Below are 19,572 nucleotides of genomic sequence, written 5' to 3'. Positions count from 1 at the left end.
CTCCTTTCAAATCAGATACTTAATCACATCATAATATCCAAATATTTTCATAATTTAAGCATCCACTTCAGAAAGAATAATTATGTCGACCGATAATGTTTCCAAATTCCTCGGCAACTACAAATTCAAGAGAGCAGGCCTCTTCCTCGGCATCATCTCTTTTATATTATTTGTTCTTCTTTCAGGAATGCCGCACAACGCCAAATACTGTGCGGGAATAGCAATTTTAATGTCGATATGGTGGGTTACAGAAGCGGTCCCTCTGGCCATTACATCCCTTGTCCCTCTTGTGCTTTTCCCGCTTTCGGGAGTAATCAGCGGAAAGGATGCGGCCGCGGCATACACAAACTCGACCATCTTCCTCTTTCTGGGCGGATTCATCATTGCCCTTGCAATGGAGAAGTGGAACCTGCACAAAAGAATCGCTTTGGGACTGGTTTCCCGCTTCGGAAAAAGTCCTTCAACGATTGTTCTCTCATTTATGATCGCAGGTAGTTTCCTCTCAATGTGGATTTCCAATACCGCCACTGCGGTGATGCTCCTTCCAATAGGAATGGCAATCGTATCCAAGATGGAGGAGGAACACGGGCTTGCAGCTACTTCAAATTTTTCCAAATCGCTGATGCTCTCCATAGCTTATGCAGCATCAATCGGAGGCATCGGGACATACATTGGCACACCCCCCAATCTTGTTTTTCAAAGAATTTATACACAGACATTTCCCAACAATCCGACCGTGGGATTCGGACAATGGATCCTCTGGTTCTTCCCTCTTGCGGTCATTTTAACAGTTTTTGCCTGGTGGCTGCTTACAAAAGTGATGTTCAAAAGTGATGACAAGTTCGAAATCGATCGCTCTGTCATGAAAAAAGAGTATACAGACCTGGGGAAAATGAAATACGAAGAGAAGACTATCCTGACTCTATTCGCATCGACAGCTATGCTTTGGATTTTCAGGGAGGATATAAAAGCCGGATTTGTTACCATTCCGGGATGGTCAAACATTTTCCCGTCAGCCGGTTTTATCGATGACGGGACAGTATCCATTTTTGCTGCACTCCTTCTTTTTATCCTCCCCTCAAAAAAAGAAGCAGAGGAGAAGGGAACAATAATTGACGCATGGATTATTCGGGACATTCCCTGGGATGTTATCCTGCTGTTTGGTGGTGGATTTGCTCTTGCAGAGGGTTTTGTGAAAAGCGGACTTTCAGAACAAATAGGTAAAAGTTTCGATTTCGCTTCCGGAATGCCCGTAATCGTGATCATATTTGCAATTTCCATGATTGTAACATTCCTCACCGAACTTACATCCAATACGGCAACAGCTCAGATATTCCTGCCAATCCTGGCAGCTTTTGCAATCGAGTGGCATATTGATCCCCTGCTTCTTATGCTACCGGCAACCATCTCCGCCTCCATGGCATTCATGATGCCCGTTGCTACCCCTCCAAACGCAATAGTCTTTGGCTCCCGTCGCCTCCAAATAGCCGATATGGCGAAGACAGGATTTATCATCAATATTTTCGGGGCGGTGGTGATTACAGCGCTAATCTACCTGATAATTGGGTAGAGACTCAGAGACTCAGAGATTCAGAACTTCAGAACCTCAGAACCTCAGTACTTCTGAGATTCAGAGATAACGGACTGTTCCTGTTATTTAGTTGATGCATCGAGTTGTTCTTGAAGAGAATGTACGAGTGCTCCGATGCTCTTGTAGTTATTTCTGAGATCTAATATCAATTTATCGAGGTTGTAATTTTTAAATTCCCCAATTTCTTTCATGATTAAAAGCATGGATTCAACCTCATTGCAAGAGCCTTTGGAGATCATTAAAAACTGTATGAACTCTTTCTTTGATTTTCTTCCGAAGCCTTCTGCAATATTATTAGAAATGGATAAGGTTGCCCTCAATATCTGACTTCTAAAAAAATAGTCTTTGTAGGAATCAAATAATTTGTGGATTTCAATATAAATTGATTTTGCAGCAACCCAAACTTTGAGTTCACTAAAATGCTCTACCATATTTTCATTCTCCTGTGATCAATTAGTAAAAAACTAGTCCATATTTCCATTCTTCTGTATAAAACGAGTGCTTCTCTTTCAATATACCCCAATAACTGAAGTTCTGAGGTTCCGAATCTCCGAAGTTCCTAGAAGAGCGTGTAGATGAAAGGAGCGAGCGGGCTGCCTTTGGCGAAAACGAGGAGCAGACCGATAAATATTACAATAATGACGATTGGCATCAGCCACCACTTTTTGTTTTCCTTCAGGAAGGAGAGGTACTGGGAGATTATTTTGATTTTGCTCATTAAAATTCCTAATGCATTTTTTCGTAATCGATTGTGTGATTTTGTTTTTTGATCCAGTAGGAATCTTTCTTTTTCCTGAAATCAAGATCAAGGAATTCCTTCCCGAAAAGTTTTGCAACAACTCCCACGGGAGCGACCACAAGATAGAAAATTATTGTGAAGATTATTTTTGAAACAAACCACCCGAGGGTGAATGCGAATGTCATCCAAACTTTGTAGATATCCACCGTCTTCGAAGGAGCTGTGAAAGCTACCAGTGTGAGAAATGCTCCGAAAGCAGCTACAAGGATACCCGTTGTCTGGTATGAGGTAAAAGACTGAAGCAGAACACCCGCCAGCACCAGCGTAATCCCAAGTGTGGCACTCCCCTTTCTCAGGGCACGAGGGGATAAGTCCAGTTCATTTACTTCTTTTTTTATGTCTTTAATCAAGCTCATATACTTCCTGCCATTTTATATCATCGTGAAAAGCCGGTTGATTTTCTTTATATAGAATAAAGTTTTCGAGTACAAGTACATCTATTTCTGTACGCATAAAACATTTATATGCATCGAGTGGAGATTCGACAATCGGTTCCCCGCGCACATTGAAACTTGTGTTTACAATAACCGGACAGCCTGTTTTTCCATAAAACGAATTGATCAGGTCATAATATCTTTTGTTGTCATCGGGATGAACGGTCTGAATTCTTGCGGAATAATCCACATGAGTGACGGCGGGGATATCCGACCGTAAAATATTGAGAAGATCGATTCCCCACAGTTTCGACTCTTCTTCGGTCATTTTTCTTTGCTTTTCCCTCACCACATCAGCAACCAGAAGCATGTAAGGACTTTCACAGTCGAGATCGAACCATTCATGAACCTTGTCATACATCACTGATGGTGCAAACGGTCGAAAACTTTCCCTGTATTTGATTTTCAGATTCATTTTCTTCTGCATCTCTGGATTTCGTGCATCTCCAATAATGGAACGGTTGCCAAGTGCACGGGGACCATATTCCATTCTTCCATGGAACCACCCGAGTATTTTTCCTTCTTTCATCAAATCAGTGGCTGTATCAAGAAGCTCATCCGTCCCTAACCTTACAGCAGGGAGATTATATTTTTTCAGAAACTCTTCGATCTGCTCATTTTTGTAAGCGGGTCCGAGTGATGACCCCTTTTGAAGGTCCCTCTCCCCTTTTTTAGGGGCTGTATTTCCGAAGTGGTGGTAATGGGCAATCAGTGCTGCACCGAGGGCACCACCTGCATCACCAGCAGCGGGTTGAATCCATAGATTATCGAATATCTTTTCACGGAGAAGAATACCATTCGCCACACAGTTTAGTGCAACACCCCCCGCAAGGCAGAGATTCTTCATCCCCGTCTCTTTTCTGATATGACGAGCCATCCTCAAAACAATCTCTTCCGTCACTTCCTGAACCGAACGGGCAAGATCCATCTCTCTTTGTGTAAGATTTGTTTCGGGCTCACGGGCTGGTCCGCCGAATAATTCAGAAAACTTGTCGTTGGTCATTTTCAGACCCGTATTGTAGTCGAAATAGTCCATGTTCATTTTGAATGAACCGTCTTCCTTCAGGTCAATCAGGTATTTGTAGATGTTTTCGACATACTTGGGTGTGCCATAAGGAGCAAGACCCATCACCTTGTACTCACCGGAATTCACTTTGAATCCTGTATGGTATGTGAATGCCGAATAGAGAAGTCCGAGGGAGTGTGGGAAGTTGATCTCGCCAAGTATATTCACAGAATTTCCCTTGCCAACCCCGTATGAAGCTGTGGCATACTCACCCACACCGTCAATAGTCAGGAAAGCTGCCTCATCAAACTTTGAAGGGAAAAACGCACTCGCTGCGTGTGATTCATGATGCTCAGGATAGAGAATTTTGCCTGTGAATCCGGTCTCTTTTTCAATTATGTCGGGAATCCAAAGTTTTTGCTTTATCCATAATGGAATCGCCATCATGAACGATTTCAGCCCTCTTCCGGGGTAACTCAAATAGGTTTCGAGCAACCGGTTGAATTTCAGAAACGGTTTGTCATAAAAAGCGATTGCCTCAATCTGCGATATATCAATCCCCGCCTCTTTCAAACAATATTTCACCGCATTGGACGGGAAGTTATGATCGTGTTTCTTTCGCGTAAACCGCTCCTCCTGCGCAGCGGCAATTATCTCACCGTCTTTAATTAAAGCAGCCGCCGAGTCATGGTAAAAAGCTGATATTCCAAGTATGTACATGTTTTTTGTCGTCATTTAGTTAAATGGTTACACAGATTGCTCAAGACAACCGCTCAATCACATCGTTCAATATTTTGTCTGCTAATGCGGTTGCATCGGCTGTGAGGGCTTTGCACTCGGTTTTCATTGCGGACACATAATCCTGATCTTTGATATCTTTGAGGTTAATGAGCACATTGAGTACTCCGCCTTGAACACCGGTAAGTGCCATACGGGCACCGACAGTGACATCAGTGATTGAGTTGGGGTTTCCATGCAGTTTCACTATTTCGCAGATTTTTATCGCTTCATAACTCAGTTTTGCAGTAGTCAAAGGAACCTGCACGGCTTTTTTCAGTCCTGCCTGCATTGCAGCAAAGCGGATATTTTTCTCTTCAGGAGTGTTCTGAGGGAGCCTCATTGCTTCCATATATTCATTGAATGCATTGGAGTCGTCATCAATGTTTTTTATCAGTTTGTCTTTTATTTCAATTGCCTTAACTGAGAGATCATCGAGCATTTTATCGATTTCCCCAGCTCCTTTTTTATAAGCTGTGAGATTCACCACCATTGAAGCAAGGGAGGCACCGATGGCTCCAGCCATTGCAGCAACCGAACCTCCGCCGGGTGCGGGAGATTCACGGGATACCTCATCGGCAAATCCTGCCACCGAAAGGGAAGAGAGAGCTTTTTCATCATATTTTGGCAAGCCCAGTACCCGCTCTTCAATTTTGAACGGCGATACATCATTCAATCCCAGAGATTGTGCAGCAGTTTTGAGGACATCCATCACGGGAATACCCGTAGGTCTTTCCTGTCTCTTCAGGTAGGAAATTCCACTCTCATAAAGCGCTCTAAACGGAACCATTCCAACAATTTCACTTCCCGTTACTGTTATTCCACGGGTTTCTGCGAGTTTTTTTGCCTCTTCATAAACGAGATGCATCGGTGTGGTTTTGTAGTCTGTCAGGTTAATTGAAATCTGAGCCCTGTCGTATTCGGGTACCATCCAGCCGATTGCTTTGCAGTTTTTGAATTTACCTGGGATCTTAACCGATTCCCCTTCAGGTTTTTGCGGATTAATACCGTTTAATTCAAGCAGTTCAAAAAGGTCAAATCCATATTTTTCTTTGCAATATGCGGCTGTTTCATCAATTGTCTTACCAATGAAGTCATCCAGTCCCGAAGGGTAGCTCCCTTCGCGATATTTCAAAATTGCCGGTCGTTTATAATAAAAAACTCCGCTTCCCCCTGTTCTTGCGGATCTTCCTTTTTCTCTCAGTTCGAATGCGATATCGGTAGCTGCTTTCACTTCCCGGGTGTTCAGATTGATATTGTAAGCGATAAGGAATTCTCTTACCCCCATTACCGTGGCACCTGCTTTTGCATTAAATTCAACCGGTCCGTGGTCGGGTTTCCATTCCGGTCTTTTCATTTTTTCTTCGAGGGCTTCGTATTCACCTTGACGGATAATTGCAAGGTTTTTCCTTTTGGGATCATTTTGTGAAAGTTCGTACATGTAAACAGGGATTCCGAGTTCTTTCCCGACCCGCTCAGCAACACGGTGAGAAAGCTCGATGGCTTCTTCTGTAGTGATTCCACTGACAGGGATGAAAGGACACACATCGGTGGCACCCATCCTCGGATGAGAACCCTTATGTTTCGACATATCAATCAGTTCGGACGCCTTTTTTATCGACTGAAATGCTGCTTCGGCAACAGCTTCCGGGTTCCCGATAAAAGTAACCACAGTCCTGTTCATTTCAAAACCGGGATCGACATTCAAAAGTTTTACACCCTCCACTGCCTCAATGACACCGGTGATTTGTTTTATGGTCTCAGGATTTTGTCCTTCAGAAAAGTTTGGTACGCATTCAATTATTCTGTCTTCCATCTAAGTATCCTCAAATTCAAAAAAAAGCAATTTTTAAATTTAACGAATTGCAGGGTATCTTAAGTCAGGAACGGTTTGGGATTCATATTCTCTTGAAGTTAACCCCTCTTTTGTGAATATTTGATAATTAATTTACAATGCCGTTTTTCCGGAAGTGATTAGATTCAGGTTTGATTTTCTAAAAATTCCGACGAGAAAAAAATGACTGACAGAAGAAACTTCATCAAAAATTCACTCGGGATATCTGCCCTTTTTGTGGCAGAATCCGTCGCATCCCCGCTTCAAAATTTCATAAATCCACCTAAAACTCAAGAAAAAGGTCTCAGGAAAATATCGGGAAAGGTTACATCGGGGACCAAGCCCATAAAAGGAGTTGCTGTTTCTGACGGAGTATCGGTTGTCACCACTTCGGCAGAGGGAGATTATGAACTGCTTGCCGGGAAAGATGAAAAATTTCTCTTCATTTCGAATCCTGCGGGTTATGCTATCAATACAAATCCAACCGGAACTGCAAGGTTTTATGAGAAAATCACTGACAAGACTGAACAGGTGATAAATTTTGATCTAAAAAGTACCGGTAACGACACTAAACATTCATTTTTCCTTCTCGCAGATCCGCAGCCATTGGACATGGAGGATATCGGACTCTTTAATGCCGAGACAATTCCTGATTTAATCGAAATGGCAAAAGGGAGAACTAACCTCTTCGGTGTTGCATGCGGCGATATTGTCTTCAACGACCTGAAACTTTTCCCCGAGTATGAAAAAGCGATCAAAAAAACAGGGATTCCCTTCTTTCAGGTACTCGGAAACCACGATACCGATCATGGCGCGGGAACGGATGAACTTTCGGTTGCAACCTTCAACGAGTTTTTTGGACCCCGCTATTATTCCTTCGATAAAGGTGAAATTCACTACATAGTACTCGATGATATCTTCTGGTTTGGAGATTACATCGGTTATCTCGACCAAAAGCAGCTTGACTGGATGGAGCGGGATCTGTCTCTCGTTCCAAAAGGACAAACGGTTGTCGTCTTCTGTCACATCCCTCCCTACAACACGGAACACATCAGATACAACAAGGCAAAGCCAAGCAATAGTGTGGTGATAACAAACAGAAAAATGCTTTACAATCTTTTAAAACCTTACAAATCATATGTACTTACGGGGCATATGCACGAAAGCGAGTATATCGAAGAGGAGGGAATAGAGATACATGTTTGTGGTGCTGTGTGTGGTGCATGGTGGACTGCCCCAACATGTTTTGACGGCACCCCCAAAGGATATGGCATTTATGAAGTGGATGGAACTGAGATAAAATGGAAGTATAAATCGACGGGAAGGCCCATTGGTCAACAGATGTCTCTCCACAAAATTGCAGCAACTGCCGGGAGCCAGCTTGAGATAATGGCTAATGTCTGGTCATGGGACAAATATTGCAAGGTCAACTGGTATCAGGATGGGGCCCTCATGGGTGAAATGGAGAAAAGACGCGGCTCCGATCCCGAAACCGTACTCCTCTTTGAAGGTGACAAAAAACCAAAGAAACACACATGGGTGGAACCTGGTGTCACCGATCATCTTTTTTATGCTAAACCATTGCCCGGTACAAAAACAGTTGAAGTTGAGTACATAAACAGATGGGGAGAGAAATTCAGAGAGAAACTCACGCTCTAATCAGAAACGCCGGGAGCGGAATAATCAAATATTCCACTCCCGGTTATTCACACTTTTATTCCTGCTAAAGAAAATATTGACAGACCGGCAACTATTTCATCAAAACAAGTTTTCGTGTGGCATGAAAAGCCTTTCCTGTGGCATCCACTGAGCTCAGTCTGTAAGCATATACTCCTGAAGCGAGTCCATATTTTGTTGCATTCAGAGTTACCGTATGATATCCGGCATCCATCACTCCGGTGAGCAGAGTAGCAACCTCCTTTCCCTGCATATCATACAATTTTAGACTGATATTTTCTGTAAAGGGTAGAGAGAAATTTATTACAGTAACAGGATTGAAGGGATTTGGATAATTTTGTGCCAAACCGAAGACTGCGGGGGTTTTGGTATCTATCTCGATAACATTGCTGTACGAAAAATCTCCATCGTTATCAAGTTGTTTTAGCCGGTAGTGGATTTTTCCGGTTGCTTTAACGGGGTCGGAGTGGGAGTAATATTTAGGTGAATTTGAGGTGTTGTGCCCTTCGATAAAAGAAATTTTCTCCCAATCAGTTGCAGGAGTCTTTCTCTCCACTTCGAATCCATAGTTATCAACTTCGGTAGCAGTGTGCCAGGAGAGTTGAACGGCATTATTAATATGTTGTGCCGAAAAAGAGACGAGTTCAACAGGGAGTGCGGGATCTGACGGATCAGAAAGTGACACAAAACTGCCGATTGATTCTCCGGCGATTCCAAAAAATTGTCCTCCAACCAAAATTCTTGAGTAGTCGTAATCCACAGAAATTGCTTCCACAGACCTGTCGGGATTCGGATTCCACGATGCTGCCAATCCATCAGACTTGTTGATCGACGCAAGATAGTTTCTTGTTTGACCACCAATGTTTGTAAAGTTTCCTCCGACATATACTTTTGTACTGCTAAGCGCAATCGCAGTTACTTCATTATCCGCATTCGGGTTCCACGAAGTGGCTGACCCGTCTGAGGAGTTAAGTGCGGCAATTCTGTTTCTTGACTGACCGCCAATGGTCGTGAAACTTCCACCTGCATAAACCGTTGTGCCATCAAGAGCAATTGAGTAAACAAATCCTCCGGAGGTATTCGGATCGAAGGAATTTGCCAGTCCATCGGAAACATTGAGTGCTGCAATTGAGTTTCTTGTCTGCCCGCCGACGGTCGTAAAAGCTCCACCGGCATAAATGAGAGTACCTGATTTTGCAAGTGTAGAAACTGTGGCGCTCGCATTCGGGTTCCAGCCTGTCAAACTTCCGTCTGTCAGGTCAAAAGCTGCCAGTTTGCCTCTTGATTGGCCGGATATAGTGGTAAACGCACCACCGACATAAAGAATTCCGTCAGCAGCAATTAAAGAATTAACCAAAGAGCCGGGTTGAGGATTCCAGCTCGTGGGGACGCCTGTGATTCCGTCAATCGCTGCCAGATACTGTCTTGCCTGTCCCCCTATAGTGGTAAAAATGCCTCCGACATAGACTGTATTACTGTTTACGGTGAGAGTATTAACGATTGATTCGCAATCAGGATTCCACTCAGTCGCCTCACCTGTGGATGCATTCAAAGCTGCAACATAATTCCTGAGTTTTCCTCCAACCGATTTGAAATCCCCGCCCACATAAACATTGCCTCCATCGATAGCAAGTGAGATAACAGCGCCAGAGGCGTGAGGTGACCAGGAGGTCAGATTGCCTGTGACCTCGTCCACTGCTGCAAGTCTGTACCTGGGTTCCCCCGCAAATGACCTGAACCGCCCGGATAGATAGGCAATTCCGCCTGAGAATGCTATATCCTCGACTATTCCTTCAGGGTCCGGTGCCCATGCGGTAATTAAACCTGTGGTCGCATCAAAAGTTGCCAGATTATTCCGCGATGAGCCACTAATACTGGTGAAATATCCACTTACATACAACGAGTTTCCGTGTGAAACAACAGTTTCGACACTAGAATTGGGGTTGGGATCCCAGCCGGTCAGGGAACCGCTGATCACATCAACTGCTCCAAGTTTATTCCTTCCCACCCCTCCAATCTGTGTAAAAGTTCCTCCGACATACAGAGTATTTCCGCTCAGAGCCATTGAATTGACAGTGCCATTGACATCAGGGTTCCAGTCTAAAACCTCGCCTGTTGTTTTATGAACCGCACCAAGGCCCGTTCTTGAAATGCCACCGATAGTTGAATAAAGACCTCCGAGGTAAACATTTTCCCCGCTGATGACGAACTGATGAACAGAGCCTCCGACATTCGGATTCCAGGAAGTAGGAACTCCGGTAACGGGATCCAAAGCAGCTATCCTGCCTCTTGACTGACCTCCGATAGTAGTAAAAACACCACCAACATAGAGTTTACCTGAATTTAACTCCAGGCAGTTAACAGTGCTGCTCGGTCCGGGGTTAAAATCAGGATCGACCGACCTGTCGGCTTTGATGCGTGCAAGGTTATTCCTTGTTAGACTCCCCACTTTAGTGAACAATCCTCCGATATACCAGCCACCGGAACCGTCTGAAATAACAGCATACACCGGGCCATTAACCAGGGGCATTGAGGTGTTTGGTTCACCTGTGGCAACACTTAACATCGTTCCCTGTCCTGTGTATCTGCCAACATAGTTAAAATTCCCGCCAATATAGATTGTATTTCCTGATTGACTTATGGCATTCACAAATCCATCTGTCATCCAGACATTAGGGTCATAAGTTTGAGGGAAAGACAGAAATGAAAACAAAATAAACAAGACTACAGCTTCTCTGCTTCTCATGGATTACTCTTCGATTAATTGGTATAAAGTAGACTGATAAATTACCGGGACATAACAAATCTAAAGTTAATATAACTGAACAGTACAGTTCATTCTTTGACAATGACAAACTTGTTTAGTTAGATGTATGACTACAGGTAATGAAAATTAAATCCTTTGGATTTTAGGGCAGGTTTGCTTAGGGAAGAGCTATATTTAAAAAAAATGCGTTCGATCAATTTCTTGATTATTCCTTTGCCGGAATTCGAACTGCAAAAATTTCTGGTGATTATTTGGAATCTTAAAAAAGACCTCTGTTGCTGGTGGACAAAAATGTAATTAAACCTAACAAAACCTGATTCAAATTTACAGATAATTTTAATAAGAAAAAATTATTATTATTATTCGAAGGGGTGTTTATTGTGGTGGTATGTATGGGAGATCACACCAATAAAAAAGGCAGGACCCGTCTAAATGTTTCGAGGAGAAACTTTGGATCCTGCCTCTATTGATCTCCGCGGATATACCGGCGGATGGTAAAGGTTACAAGTTGAAGTACATTTTGAATTCAAACGGATGAGGCATCGTGCCTATTGCAGATATCTCTTCATGTTTGATTTTCATCCATTGTGCAATCAACTGATCTGTGAAAACGCCACCTCTTTTAAGGAATTCGTTGTCAATTTCGAGAGCATCGAGAGCTTCATCAAGGTTTCTGGGGAGGAAGTGGAGCCTGTCCTTGCTTCTGTCGCTGAAATCAAGCTTTTCTGATGGTCCAAATCCTTCAGCTTCAGGATCAATTTTGTTGACCACTCCGTCAATTCCTGCCAGAATGATTGCGCTCAAGCAGAGGTATGGGTTTGCTGTTGCATCAGGCGGACGGTATTCGAATCGGGTCTCGTCAGGATTGTTGATATACTTGGGAATTCTGATGGCAGACGCCCTGTTTCCCTGACCATAAGTAAGTACTACAGGTGCTTCAAATCCGGGGACGAGTCGTTTATACGAGTTGGTAGATGGATTTGTAAACGCAGAAAGAGCAGGTCCGTGTTTCAGGATTCCACCCATGAAATATCTTCCCAAATCATTGATATTACCGTATCTCCCCTTTTCATAAAAAGCGTTTTTACCGTTTTTCGTAAGGTAAAGGTGGAGGTGCATCCCGTTGCCTGCCTGCTGATACATAGGTTTTGGCATGAAGGTAATAAACAGATTCTGCTGCCTTGCAAAATTCAAAAGCACATACTTTGAGGTAACAATGTTGTCAGCGGTTGCAAGCAGATCTGAAAAATAAGTTTCAATTTCCTGCTGTCCTCTTTCACCGACCTCATGATGGTGGTATTTTACATCAACACCTACCTGTTTGAGAAGGCTGCATGCCTTGTCCCTGAAATCATCGTATACATCAAATGGATTTGCAGCATGATATGCATTACGATGAAATTCCTCTTCATGTTCAATTTCATAGTAGGATGAGGCTGTCCTTGTATCGTATTTCACTTTTGAGAAAATGTAAAATTCGAATTCAGGACCCCACATCGATTTATCAGCTCCTGTGTACTCTTGCAGCAGGGCTTCCACTTTCTTTGCCATATGTCTTCCGTCCTGTGGGAACGGAGTTCTTTTTTCATCAGTCAGATGAACCGTTGAATAGAAACTGAGTGTCGGGGCATCCCTGAACAGATCGACGACAGCGGTTGACAGATCGGGGATCTGCACCATGTCACTGTTCTCAACTTTTGAAAATCCGTAGCTCGATGCATCAAACCCGACACCTTCGGCGAGAAGTTTTTCGAGTATTCCACTTCTTACAGGGAGAGAGATATGATGGAGTCTTCCGGTAAGATCTATGCTTTTAAGGTCGATCACTTCAATGGCATTCTCTTCAATGAGACGATTGCAGTGGCTTAATAAATTATTAATCATTATTTGCTCTAATTTGTATGATCCTGTATGCAAAATTATAACATTTTTTAATCAGATAAAAACCGGTCCAGCCTTATTTATTAAGGTTTGTTACCGATTAGCACTATTTCTCATCACTCCTTACCTAAATATGTAAAATATTTAAGTATGCTTGCCTTATTTTCTTAAATTTTTAAGGTTTTGGAATATTTTTTTCAGGGCAGCTTTTTTTAGCTGTTATTGTCAGCTTGAATTGTTAAATTGAACCAAATTAATTCAGTAATTTTATTGATTAATTTAGTTTTTTGAACGCCGTAATATCTTCCTTTGTTAAATGAGGCATGAATGCTTAAACACATTTTATTTATCGGAACCCTGATTCTATTTGTAGCTGTCGCTGCAGCAGTGGCAATCAACAAGCACAGCCAGTTAAAGCAGATAAACAGCACAGAGAAGAATATGCAGGATTCAACAGTAATTGACAAAAAAGGAAAAGATGTGAAAGACAAGGTTGTGAAAACTGAAGAGGAATGGAAAAGCCTGCTGACAGAGGAACAGTTCTTTGTTATGAGGCAGAAAGGGACAGAAAGACCATTTACGGGTGAATACTGGGATCACAAAGCTGCGGGAGTTTACAAATGTGCTGGATGTGGCACCGTCCTTTTCGCTTCTGATACAAAATTTGATGCTCATTGCGGCTGGCCCAGTTTCTATGCCCCTAAAGACAGCAATATCATTGCAGAACATACCGACCGCTCTTATGGAATGGTGAGAACTGAAGTGACCTGCGACAAATGTGGTGCCCACCTCGGACATGTCTTTAATGACGGACCTAAACCAACGGGATTGAGATACTGCATCAACTCGGCAGCTCTGAAGTTCGAAAAACAGTAGAAGATGAATTTTTAACATGCAGACCCGGAATTTTACATCCCGGGTCTGTTTCATTTTAAAGGGGTTACGGAAGTTTTGCCATGGCAATTACTTCAGAGAATGCGGAAAAGAACTTATCGAGTTCCTCTTTTTCAATGATCAAGGGAGGGAGAAGCCTGATAACCCGGTCATTGGTGCAATTCACCAAAAACTTTCGTTTCAGCATCTCCTGAACGATTCCCGCTCCGGGAAAAGTCAGTTCCACACCAATCATCAGTCCCATTCCACGCACTTCCTTGATTTTTTCAGGAAATTGTTTCTGAAGTTCTTTCAACTTTTGGATCAGGTACTCGCCCTTCTCTTTAGCGTTTTCCATCAGTCCCTTTTCGAAAACTTCCTTCATCACGACAATTCCAGCGGCACAACTTACGGGATTACCGCCAAATGTGGTTCCGTGTCTGCCCGGTGTCAGAATTTCCGAGTATTCCTTGCCGACGAGGAGTGCACCGAGAGGAAGTCCGCCACCAATTGCTTTGGCAGTGAGTATCATATCGGGGAAGAAATTAAAATGTTCATGGGAGAATGGCTTCCCGGTTCTGCCAATGCCGCATTGAATACAGTCGGAGACAACTAGGAACCCGAATTTTTTCCGTAATTCTTCAAGTTTTGAGACAAATTCACCCGTTACAGAGTAAATTCCCCCCTCTCCCTGAATGAACTCAAGGAAAATGGCTGCGGTGTTTTCATCAACTTTCCCCACAAGATCATCGATATCATTATATCTGATCATTCCTGTTTTGGGGAGAAGCGGTTCAAATCCCTTTTGGTATTTCTCCTTGTGGGTAAGTGAAAGTCCGCCGTATGTCCTGCCATGAAATCCACCGGAGAGTGAGAAGATCATTTTTTCGCTTCCCTTTGCGGCACGGATCAGCTTGATTGCAGCTTCCACAGTCTCGGTTCCGCTGTTGGTGAAAAAGAGTTTCTCCATTCCGGAGTACTTTATCAGAAGTGATGCCATTTCGACCTGGACATCCGTGAGAAACATGTTTGACAAATGTCCAAATCTTCCGATTTGTTTGGAGACCGCTTCAACCACTCCGGGATGTGCGTAGCCGAGAGCATTCACGGCGAGACCGCCGAACAGATCGAGATACCTCTCTCCGTCTTTTGTTATAAGGTATGACCCGCTGCCATGATCAATGTCAATCTGCAGTCGGTTGTATGTATTCAGAAAATACGATTCAGTTAAATTCATGCAAAAAATCCTCTTTTTTAATTTCAAAATTGCTGATTTTGCCTTTTCCCGCCAAACTTAATAATTCATTATATTTATTATTTCGTTTTAATAATTTCTAAAGGACTGCAACGAATGTTCAAAGGAACAGGAACTGCCATAATAACACCATTTCTTGAAGATGGTGGAGTGGACTACAATTCTTTAAAAAGCTTTATCCGTTTCCAGATCGACAATGGTGTTGAAATGCTCATTGTCCTCGGAACCACCGGAGAAGCACCCGTTATCGAAGAAGATGAACGGGAAAAAATTATCGCTACCGTTGTTGAGGCAAACAGCGGGAAAGCAAAAGTAATTGTCGGAACCGGCACAAACAGCACTGCCCATGTCGTAAAAAACAACAAGGTGGCGGAAAAGCTCGGCGCAGACGGCTTACTGATTGTGAATCCTTATTACAACAAAGGAACTCAGGCAAGTCTTTACGAACATTACAAATATATCGCTGAGAAAACCGATCTTCCGATAATTTTGTACAATGTACCGTCCCGTACTGCCATGAACATGCTTCCCGATACGATGCTCAGAATACACAGCGACTGCAAAAATGTAGTGGCGATAAAAGAGGCATCGGGTGACATTTCGCAAATAGCAAAACTGCTCGCTGCGGCTCCCGAATCTCTTACCGTCCTTTCGGGAAATGACGACCAGACACTCCCAATCATGGCTCTTGGCGGCAAAGGTGTTATCTCCGTCTTTTCCAATGTCTTCCCAAGAGAGATGAGCGATCTGACCACCGCCATGCTCGAAGGAAGAAACGGGGATGCGTTAAAAATTCACAACAAATATCTCGATATGATGAACCTTTTGTTCATCGAAACCAGTCCCTCTCCCGTAAAAGCGGCCTGTTCTATTCTGGGACTCTGCAAAAACACTCTTCGCATGCCTCTCGCTCCTGTTTCCGATAGAAGCTGTGATCTGATCAGATTGGCTATTAACAAACTGAAAGCTTAAAAAATGAAATACGGACTGTTTGGCGCTTCCGGCAAAATGGGCAGGGAGCTGCAGAGCGTTTTTTCCGAAACGGGACACAAATGCGTTTTCACCCTCGATCTAGACGGTATGAGACACGACGAAGATCCCGAAGTGCTTATCGATTTCTCGCAACCCGAGGTTTTTGACACGGTGCTCCATCATATGACAAAATTTAAATGTCCTCTCGTTTCGGGTACTACCGGGCTAAGTCAGCTTCAACTCGATGCCCTGAAAGAGTTTTCGAAGGAGCTGCCGATCGTGCAGAGCTACAACTATTCAAAAGGGGTCCAGATACTCCTGAAAGCAACTGCAATCCTGAATGAAAATCTGAAAGGCTGGGATGTGGAGATATCCGAAACCCACCACCGTTTCAAAAAAGACAAACCTTCGGGAACTGCAATAATGCTAAAAGAGGTTGTCGGAAAAGATGTGCCGGTCTCTTCTCTTCGTCTCGGTAATGTTCCGGGAGACCACACCATCTATTTCGCAGGACTTGGAGAGGTGATTTCCATCTCACATTCTGCGACAAACAGAAGAACTTTTGCCGAAGGTGTGCTGCTTGCAGCCGAGTTTGCGCTTACCAAAAGCAACGGACTCTATTCATTTACAGATGTTGTATTTCAGGACAAGTAACGGATAACATGGACTCTTACGAAATAATCGATTTTATAGCCAAAGCCACAAAAAAAACGCCCGTGAAGGCTTATCTTGCGGGTAATCTCGCGGGAATCGACTTCTCAGGTCTGGAGTTTTATGGCGATCACAAATGGGGAGTGCTCTTCTGTGAGCACTCCGAACTTGTTGCCCTGCTCAAAACCCACAAGGAGAAATTTTCACACTACCGGATTGAAAACGACAGAAGACACTCGGCAGTACCACTTCTCGATCTTACGAAAGTGAATTCCAGAATTGAACCGGGTGCCATTATCCGCGACAAAGTTGATATCGGCAACAATTGCGTTATTATGATGGGAGCGGTGATCAACATTGGAGCCGTAATTGGTGACCGGACAATGATCGACATGAATGTGGTAGTTGGCGGTCGGGCAGTAGTGGGAAAAGACTGTCACATTGGTGCCGGAACTGTCCTCGCAGGTGTCATCGAACCCCCGAATGCAGAACCAGTAGTAATCGGTGATAAAGTGGTTATCGGTGCCAATGCTGTTGTGCTTGAAGGAATAAAAGTTGGCGAAGGTGCTGTGGTTGCCGCAGGTGCAATTGTTGTCTCTGATGTGGAGCCTTATACGGTTGTCGCCGGCGTTCCGGCTCGGGTAATCAAAAAAGTTGACGAAAAGACAAAGTCGAAAACCATAATAATGGATTCCCTGAGGAGTCTATAGAGATGGGCACCACACTTGTCGTTCAGAAATTTGGCGGAAGTTCCGTCGCTGATGCACAAAAGATCCTTGGTGTTGCTGCCCGGATAGCAAAACGGGTGGATTCCGGATTTAAGCTGATTATTGTTGTCTCGGCAATGGGAAAAAGCACCGATGGCCTGATAAAACTTGCCAGGGAAGTTTCGCCCGATCCCGATCCGAGAGAGTATGACATGCTGCTTAGCACGGGTGAACAGGTTTCGGTCTCTCTTGTCTCGATGGCTCTTAAAGATCTTGGTGTAAAGAGTAAATCGCTCAATGCTTTTCAGGCAGGGATAAAAACCACAAAAAGCCATACTCAGGCGAAAATCCTCCACTTCGATACAAACTTCATCAATGAACAATTGAAGGAATACGATGTTCTGGTTGTGACCGGTTTTCAGGGTGTCACAGAGGACTGGGAGATTACAACCCTGGGAAGAGGTGGATCAGACACTTCCGCTGTCGCTCTTGCTTCCGCTCTCGGTGTTGATTGTGAGATTTACAGTGATGTGGCGGGAATCTACACAACCGATCCGAAACTGCACCCCAATGCCAAAAAACTAAAGCAGGTCTCATATGACGAGATGCTCGAAATGGCTTCACTTGGCGCAAAGGTTCTGCACAGCCGCTCGGTGGAAATCGCAAAAAAATTCAATATTAATCTCTATTGTGGTTCAACCTTTTCAGATGAGGAAGGAAGTTATGTCGTGAACGAAGATATTTTAATTGAAGAACCCGTGGTCACAGGTTGCAGTGTGACTGAGAACGAAACTCAGGTAATTATAAAAAAACTCCCTGTAGACTACTCAATCGTGCAAAACCTCTTCGAAAAGGTTGCTGCGGAGGGATTGAATGTCGATATGATTTCGATGATCAACACCGGAGACGAACTGGTTGTTTCCTTTACTGTCATTTCGGAAAAAGTAAAAGACCTCGACGCTGCCATCACCCGTTCTCTCTCTGGTATCGATACACATGTGGTCGAGTATCATTCAGACTATTTGAAACTCTCTGTTGTGGGGATCGGGATGAAATCCGAGGGAGGTGTCGCCGCTACATTTTTCCGCGCACTAAAAAACATACCCGTAAAGCTTGTCACAACTTCCGAGATAAAAATTTCATGCCTGATCGACAAGCAATTCAAAGAGGAAGCTGTAAAAAACATCGTTAACGCATTCAACCTGTAAGACTGTATGCTAAAACCTGTCGAACTTAGACATAAACTCCACAGCCTCCCTGAACTTATGTATCAGGAGTTTGAAACCACGAAAACCCTGGTTGAAAACATCGGAGAAATTCCGGGAATCGTTATCCATCGCCCTCTTGAAACAGGACTTGTGGTTGAATATACTGTAAACAATGGTGATTATCTCCTTTTCCGTGCTGATATTGATGCCCTTCCGATAGTTGAAGAGACGGGACTCCCGTTCGCTTCAACAAACAATCTGATGCACGCCTGCGGACACGATGTGCACACCTCAATCCTCTACCGTTTTCTGCTTGAAGTGGTGGCAAAGAAAGTGGATCGCAATATCATTTTTCTCTTTCAACCTGCCGAAGAAGGTGGTGGCGGAGCACTTAAAATGCTTGAATCGGGTGTTTTCGATCAATTCAACATTTCAAAAGCCTTTGCGCTTCATGTTACTGATGATTATGACAGAGGCACCATAGCTTCAACTCCCGGTGTACTTTTTGCCTCAGCCAACGAAATTGTACTCGAGTTTCACGGCAGACAGGCGCATGTTGCCTTTCCCGAAAACGGGATTCACGCCTTTGATGGTCTGATGGCTTACCTTTCCCGTGCAAAAAAACTGATTGAACCCAAAAAAGACACCATGCTCTTCGGATACGGGAAAATTCAGTCGGGAACAGCACGGAATATCATCCCTGCTCATGCAATCGCTGAATGCACCATAAGAGCTTTGAATATTGATGACTCCTGGTGGTTTATCGACCAACTCAAATCCCTCTCGAAAGAGATCGAAAAAGAGACGGGAGTAAGAACAGAAGTCATCCATGGTGATCCCTATCTTGAAGTAGTGGTTGACAAATCATTATACCATAAATGCACCCCCGCCCTGTCAAAAGATTTCACCGTCATCGACTGCGGCAGCAAAATGACCGGTGAAGATTTCGGCTTCATCTCAAAAAAATATCCCTCCTTCATGTTTTGGCTCGGCACTTCCACCGGTGAAAGACACGGACTCCACACCCCCAAATTCTTCCCCCCGGATGAAACAATAGAAGACGGCTTTAAAGCTTTTTGGAGGATACTGGAGGGGGAGTAAAAGATCACGCTAAAGTATCCCTGAAATCATGCCTGATTA

16 protein-coding genes are annotated in these 19,572 nt (G+C 43.8%); 8 read left to right on the top strand and 8 right to left on the bottom strand.

The annotated features are described in order from the left end of the window. Positions 1 to 82 precede the first annotated feature (82 nt). The gene (locus J0L60_03205; GenBank protein MBN8545119.1) at positions 83 to 1,570 is read left to right on the top strand and encodes an SLC13/DASS family transporter; all 1,488 of its coding nucleotides are present in this window, start codon (positions 83 to 85) and stop codon (positions 1,568 to 1,570) included. 83 nt (positions 1,571 to 1,653) lie between these two features. Here the strand turns inward: J0L60_03205 and J0L60_03200 are convergent, their stop codons facing one another. From J0L60_03200 to ftcD, 5 genes are all read right to left on the bottom strand, one after another. Then, entirely contained in the window at positions 1,654 to 2,022 is a 369-nt protein-coding gene (locus J0L60_03200) for a four helix bundle protein (GenBank protein MBN8545118.1), read from the bottom strand. Between the two features lie 128 nt (positions 2,023 to 2,150). Beyond that, on the bottom strand, positions 2,151 to 2,309 hold the full coding sequence (locus J0L60_03195; protein ID MBN8545117.1) for a hypothetical protein: 159 nt from the start codon (positions 2,307 to 2,309) through the stop codon (positions 2,151 to 2,153). An 8-nt stretch (positions 2,310 to 2,317) separates the two neighbouring features. Further along, entirely contained in the window at positions 2,318 to 2,746 is a 429-nt protein-coding gene (locus tag J0L60_03190; GenBank protein MBN8545116.1) for a hypothetical protein, read from the bottom strand. Then, a complete protein-coding gene (locus tag J0L60_03185; protein ID MBN8545115.1) occupies positions 2,733 to 4,550 on the bottom strand; it encodes a carbamoyltransferase in 1,818 nt (605 codons plus the stop codon). The genes J0L60_03190 and J0L60_03185 overlap by 14 nt, the downstream gene beginning before the upstream one ends. A 40-nt stretch (positions 4,551 to 4,590) precedes the next feature. Further along, on the bottom strand, positions 4,591 to 6,423 hold the full coding sequence (ftcD, locus tag J0L60_03180; GenBank protein MBN8545114.1) for a glutamate formimidoyltransferase: 1,833 nt from the start codon (positions 6,421 to 6,423) through the stop codon (positions 4,591 to 4,593). A 201-nt stretch (positions 6,424 to 6,624) separates the two neighbouring features. Here ftcD and J0L60_03175 point away from each other — a divergent pair, with 201 nt between their 5' ends. Continuing rightward, a complete protein-coding gene (locus tag J0L60_03175) occupies positions 6,625 to 8,100 on the top strand; it encodes a calcineurin-like phosphoesterase C-terminal domain-containing protein (protein MBN8545113.1) in 1,476 nt (491 codons plus the stop codon). 91 nt (positions 8,101 to 8,191) lie between these two features. Here J0L60_03175 and J0L60_03170 read toward each other — a convergent pair whose 3' ends face one another. Together J0L60_03170 and glnA are read right to left on the bottom strand one after the other, a co-directional pair. Further along, the gene (locus J0L60_03170; protein MBN8545112.1) at positions 8,192 to 10,864 is read right to left on the bottom strand and encodes a T9SS type A sorting domain-containing protein; all 2,673 of its coding nucleotides are present in this window, start codon (positions 10,862 to 10,864) and stop codon (positions 8,192 to 8,194) included. Positions 10,865 to 11,386: 522 nt separating this feature from the next. After that, entirely contained in the window at positions 11,387 to 12,769 is a 1,383-nt protein-coding gene (gene glnA, locus J0L60_03165) for a type I glutamate--ammonia ligase (GenBank protein ID MBN8545111.1), read from the bottom strand. A gap of 324 nt (positions 12,770 to 13,093) precedes the next feature. Between glnA and msrB the strand changes: the two genes are divergently transcribed. After that, on the top strand, positions 13,094 to 13,642 hold the full coding sequence (msrB, locus tag J0L60_03160; GenBank protein MBN8545110.1) for a peptide-methionine (R)-S-oxide reductase MsrB: 549 nt from the start codon (positions 13,094 to 13,096) through the stop codon (positions 13,640 to 13,642). Between the two features lie 64 nt (positions 13,643 to 13,706). Here msrB and J0L60_03155 read toward each other — a convergent pair whose 3' ends face one another. Continuing rightward, positions 13,707 to 14,876 carry an acetylornithine/succinylornithine family transaminase gene (locus J0L60_03155; protein MBN8545109.1) on the bottom strand — a complete coding sequence of 390 codons (1,170 nt, stop codon included), beginning with the start codon at positions 14,874 to 14,876 and terminating at the stop codon, positions 13,707 to 13,709. A gap of 114 nt (positions 14,877 to 14,990) precedes the next feature. Here J0L60_03155 and J0L60_03150 point away from each other — a divergent pair, with 114 nt between their 5' ends. Genes J0L60_03150 through J0L60_03130 form a run of 5 tightly spaced genes read left to right on the top strand, consistent with a single transcriptional unit; the run spans position 14,991 to position 19,533 of the window. Beyond that, positions 14,991 to 15,866 carry a 4-hydroxy-tetrahydrodipicolinate synthase gene (locus J0L60_03150; protein ID MBN8545108.1) on the top strand — a complete coding sequence of 292 codons (876 nt, stop codon included), beginning with the start codon at positions 14,991 to 14,993 and terminating at the stop codon, positions 15,864 to 15,866. Positions 15,867 to 15,869: 3 nt separating this feature from the next. Then, complete coding sequence (locus J0L60_03145; GenBank protein MBN8545107.1) at positions 15,870 to 16,520, top strand: 4-hydroxy-tetrahydrodipicolinate reductase; 651 nt, start codon at positions 15,870 to 15,872, stop codon at positions 16,518 to 16,520. Between the two features lie 8 nt (positions 16,521 to 16,528). Then, positions 16,529 to 17,227 carry a 2,3,4,5-tetrahydropyridine-2,6-dicarboxylate N-acetyltransferase gene (dapD, locus tag J0L60_03140; protein ID MBN8545106.1) on the top strand — a complete coding sequence of 233 codons (699 nt, stop codon included), beginning with the start codon at positions 16,529 to 16,531 and terminating at the stop codon, positions 17,225 to 17,227. Between the two features lie 2 nt (positions 17,228 to 17,229). Next, on the top strand, positions 17,230 to 18,432 hold the full coding sequence (locus tag J0L60_03135; protein MBN8545105.1) for an aspartate kinase: 1,203 nt from the start codon (positions 17,230 to 17,232) through the stop codon (positions 18,430 to 18,432). A gap of 6 nt (positions 18,433 to 18,438) precedes the next feature. Then, positions 18,439 to 19,533, top strand: coding sequence for an amidohydrolase (locus J0L60_03130; protein MBN8545104.1), 1,095 nt, complete (start codon positions 18,439 to 18,441; stop codon positions 19,531 to 19,533). The last annotated feature ends 39 nt before the right edge of the window (positions 19,534 to 19,572 follow it).

Source organism: Ignavibacteria bacterium, from assembly GCA_017302895.1.
In the GTDB taxonomy this organism is placed as follows: domain Bacteria; phylum Bacteroidota; class Ignavibacteria; order Ignavibacteriales; family Ignavibacteriaceae; genus UTCHB3.
The sequence above is the reverse complement of the archived record's forward strand: the minus strand, read 5'-3'. Positions and strand labels throughout refer to the sequence as shown.

Bases quoted from the DNA above. Each gene is read 5' to 3' on its own strand.
- J0L60_03205 (MBN8545119.1), top strand. From the start codon at position 83: ATGTCGACCGATAATGTTTCCAAATTCCTCGGCAACTACAAATTCAAG.
- J0L60_03200 (MBN8545118.1), bottom strand. From the start codon at position 2,022: ATGGTAGAGCATTTTAGTGAACTCAAAGTTTGGGTTGCTGCAAAATCA.
- J0L60_03195 (MBN8545117.1), bottom strand. From the start codon at position 2,309: ATGAGCAAAATCAAAATAATCTCCCAGTACCTCTCCTTCCTGAAGGAA.
- J0L60_03190 (MBN8545116.1), bottom strand. From the start codon at position 2,746: ATGAGCTTGATTAAAGACATAAAAAAAGAAGTAAATGAACTGGACTTA.
- J0L60_03185 (MBN8545115.1), bottom strand. From the start codon at position 4,550: ATGTACATACTTGGAATATCAGCTTTTTACCATGACTCGGCGGCTGCT.
- ftcD (MBN8545114.1), bottom strand. From the start codon at position 6,423: ATGGAAGACAGAATAATTGAATGCGTACCAAACTTTTCTGAAGGACAA.
- J0L60_03175 (MBN8545113.1), top strand. From the start codon at position 6,625: ATGACTGACAGAAGAAACTTCATCAAAAATTCACTCGGGATATCTGCC.
- J0L60_03170 (MBN8545112.1), bottom strand. From the start codon at position 10,864: ATGAGAAGCAGAGAAGCTGTAGTCTTGTTTATTTTGTTTTCATTTCTG.
- glnA (MBN8545111.1), bottom strand. From the start codon at position 12,769: ATGATTAATAATTTATTAAGCCACTGCAATCGTCTCATTGAAGAGAAT.
- msrB (MBN8545110.1), top strand. From the start codon at position 13,094: ATGCTTAAACACATTTTATTTATCGGAACCCTGATTCTATTTGTAGCT.
- J0L60_03155 (MBN8545109.1), bottom strand. From the start codon at position 14,876: ATGAATTTAACTGAATCGTATTTTCTGAATACATACAACCGACTGCAG.
- J0L60_03150 (MBN8545108.1), top strand. From the start codon at position 14,991: ATGTTCAAAGGAACAGGAACTGCCATAATAACACCATTTCTTGAAGAT.
- J0L60_03145 (MBN8545107.1), top strand. From the start codon at position 15,870: ATGAAATACGGACTGTTTGGCGCTTCCGGCAAAATGGGCAGGGAGCTG.
- dapD (MBN8545106.1), top strand. From the start codon at position 16,529: ATGGACTCTTACGAAATAATCGATTTTATAGCCAAAGCCACAAAAAAA.
- J0L60_03135 (MBN8545105.1), top strand. From the start codon at position 17,230: ATGGGCACCACACTTGTCGTTCAGAAATTTGGCGGAAGTTCCGTCGCT.
- J0L60_03130 (MBN8545104.1), top strand. From the start codon at position 18,439: ATGCTAAAACCTGTCGAACTTAGACATAAACTCCACAGCCTCCCTGAA.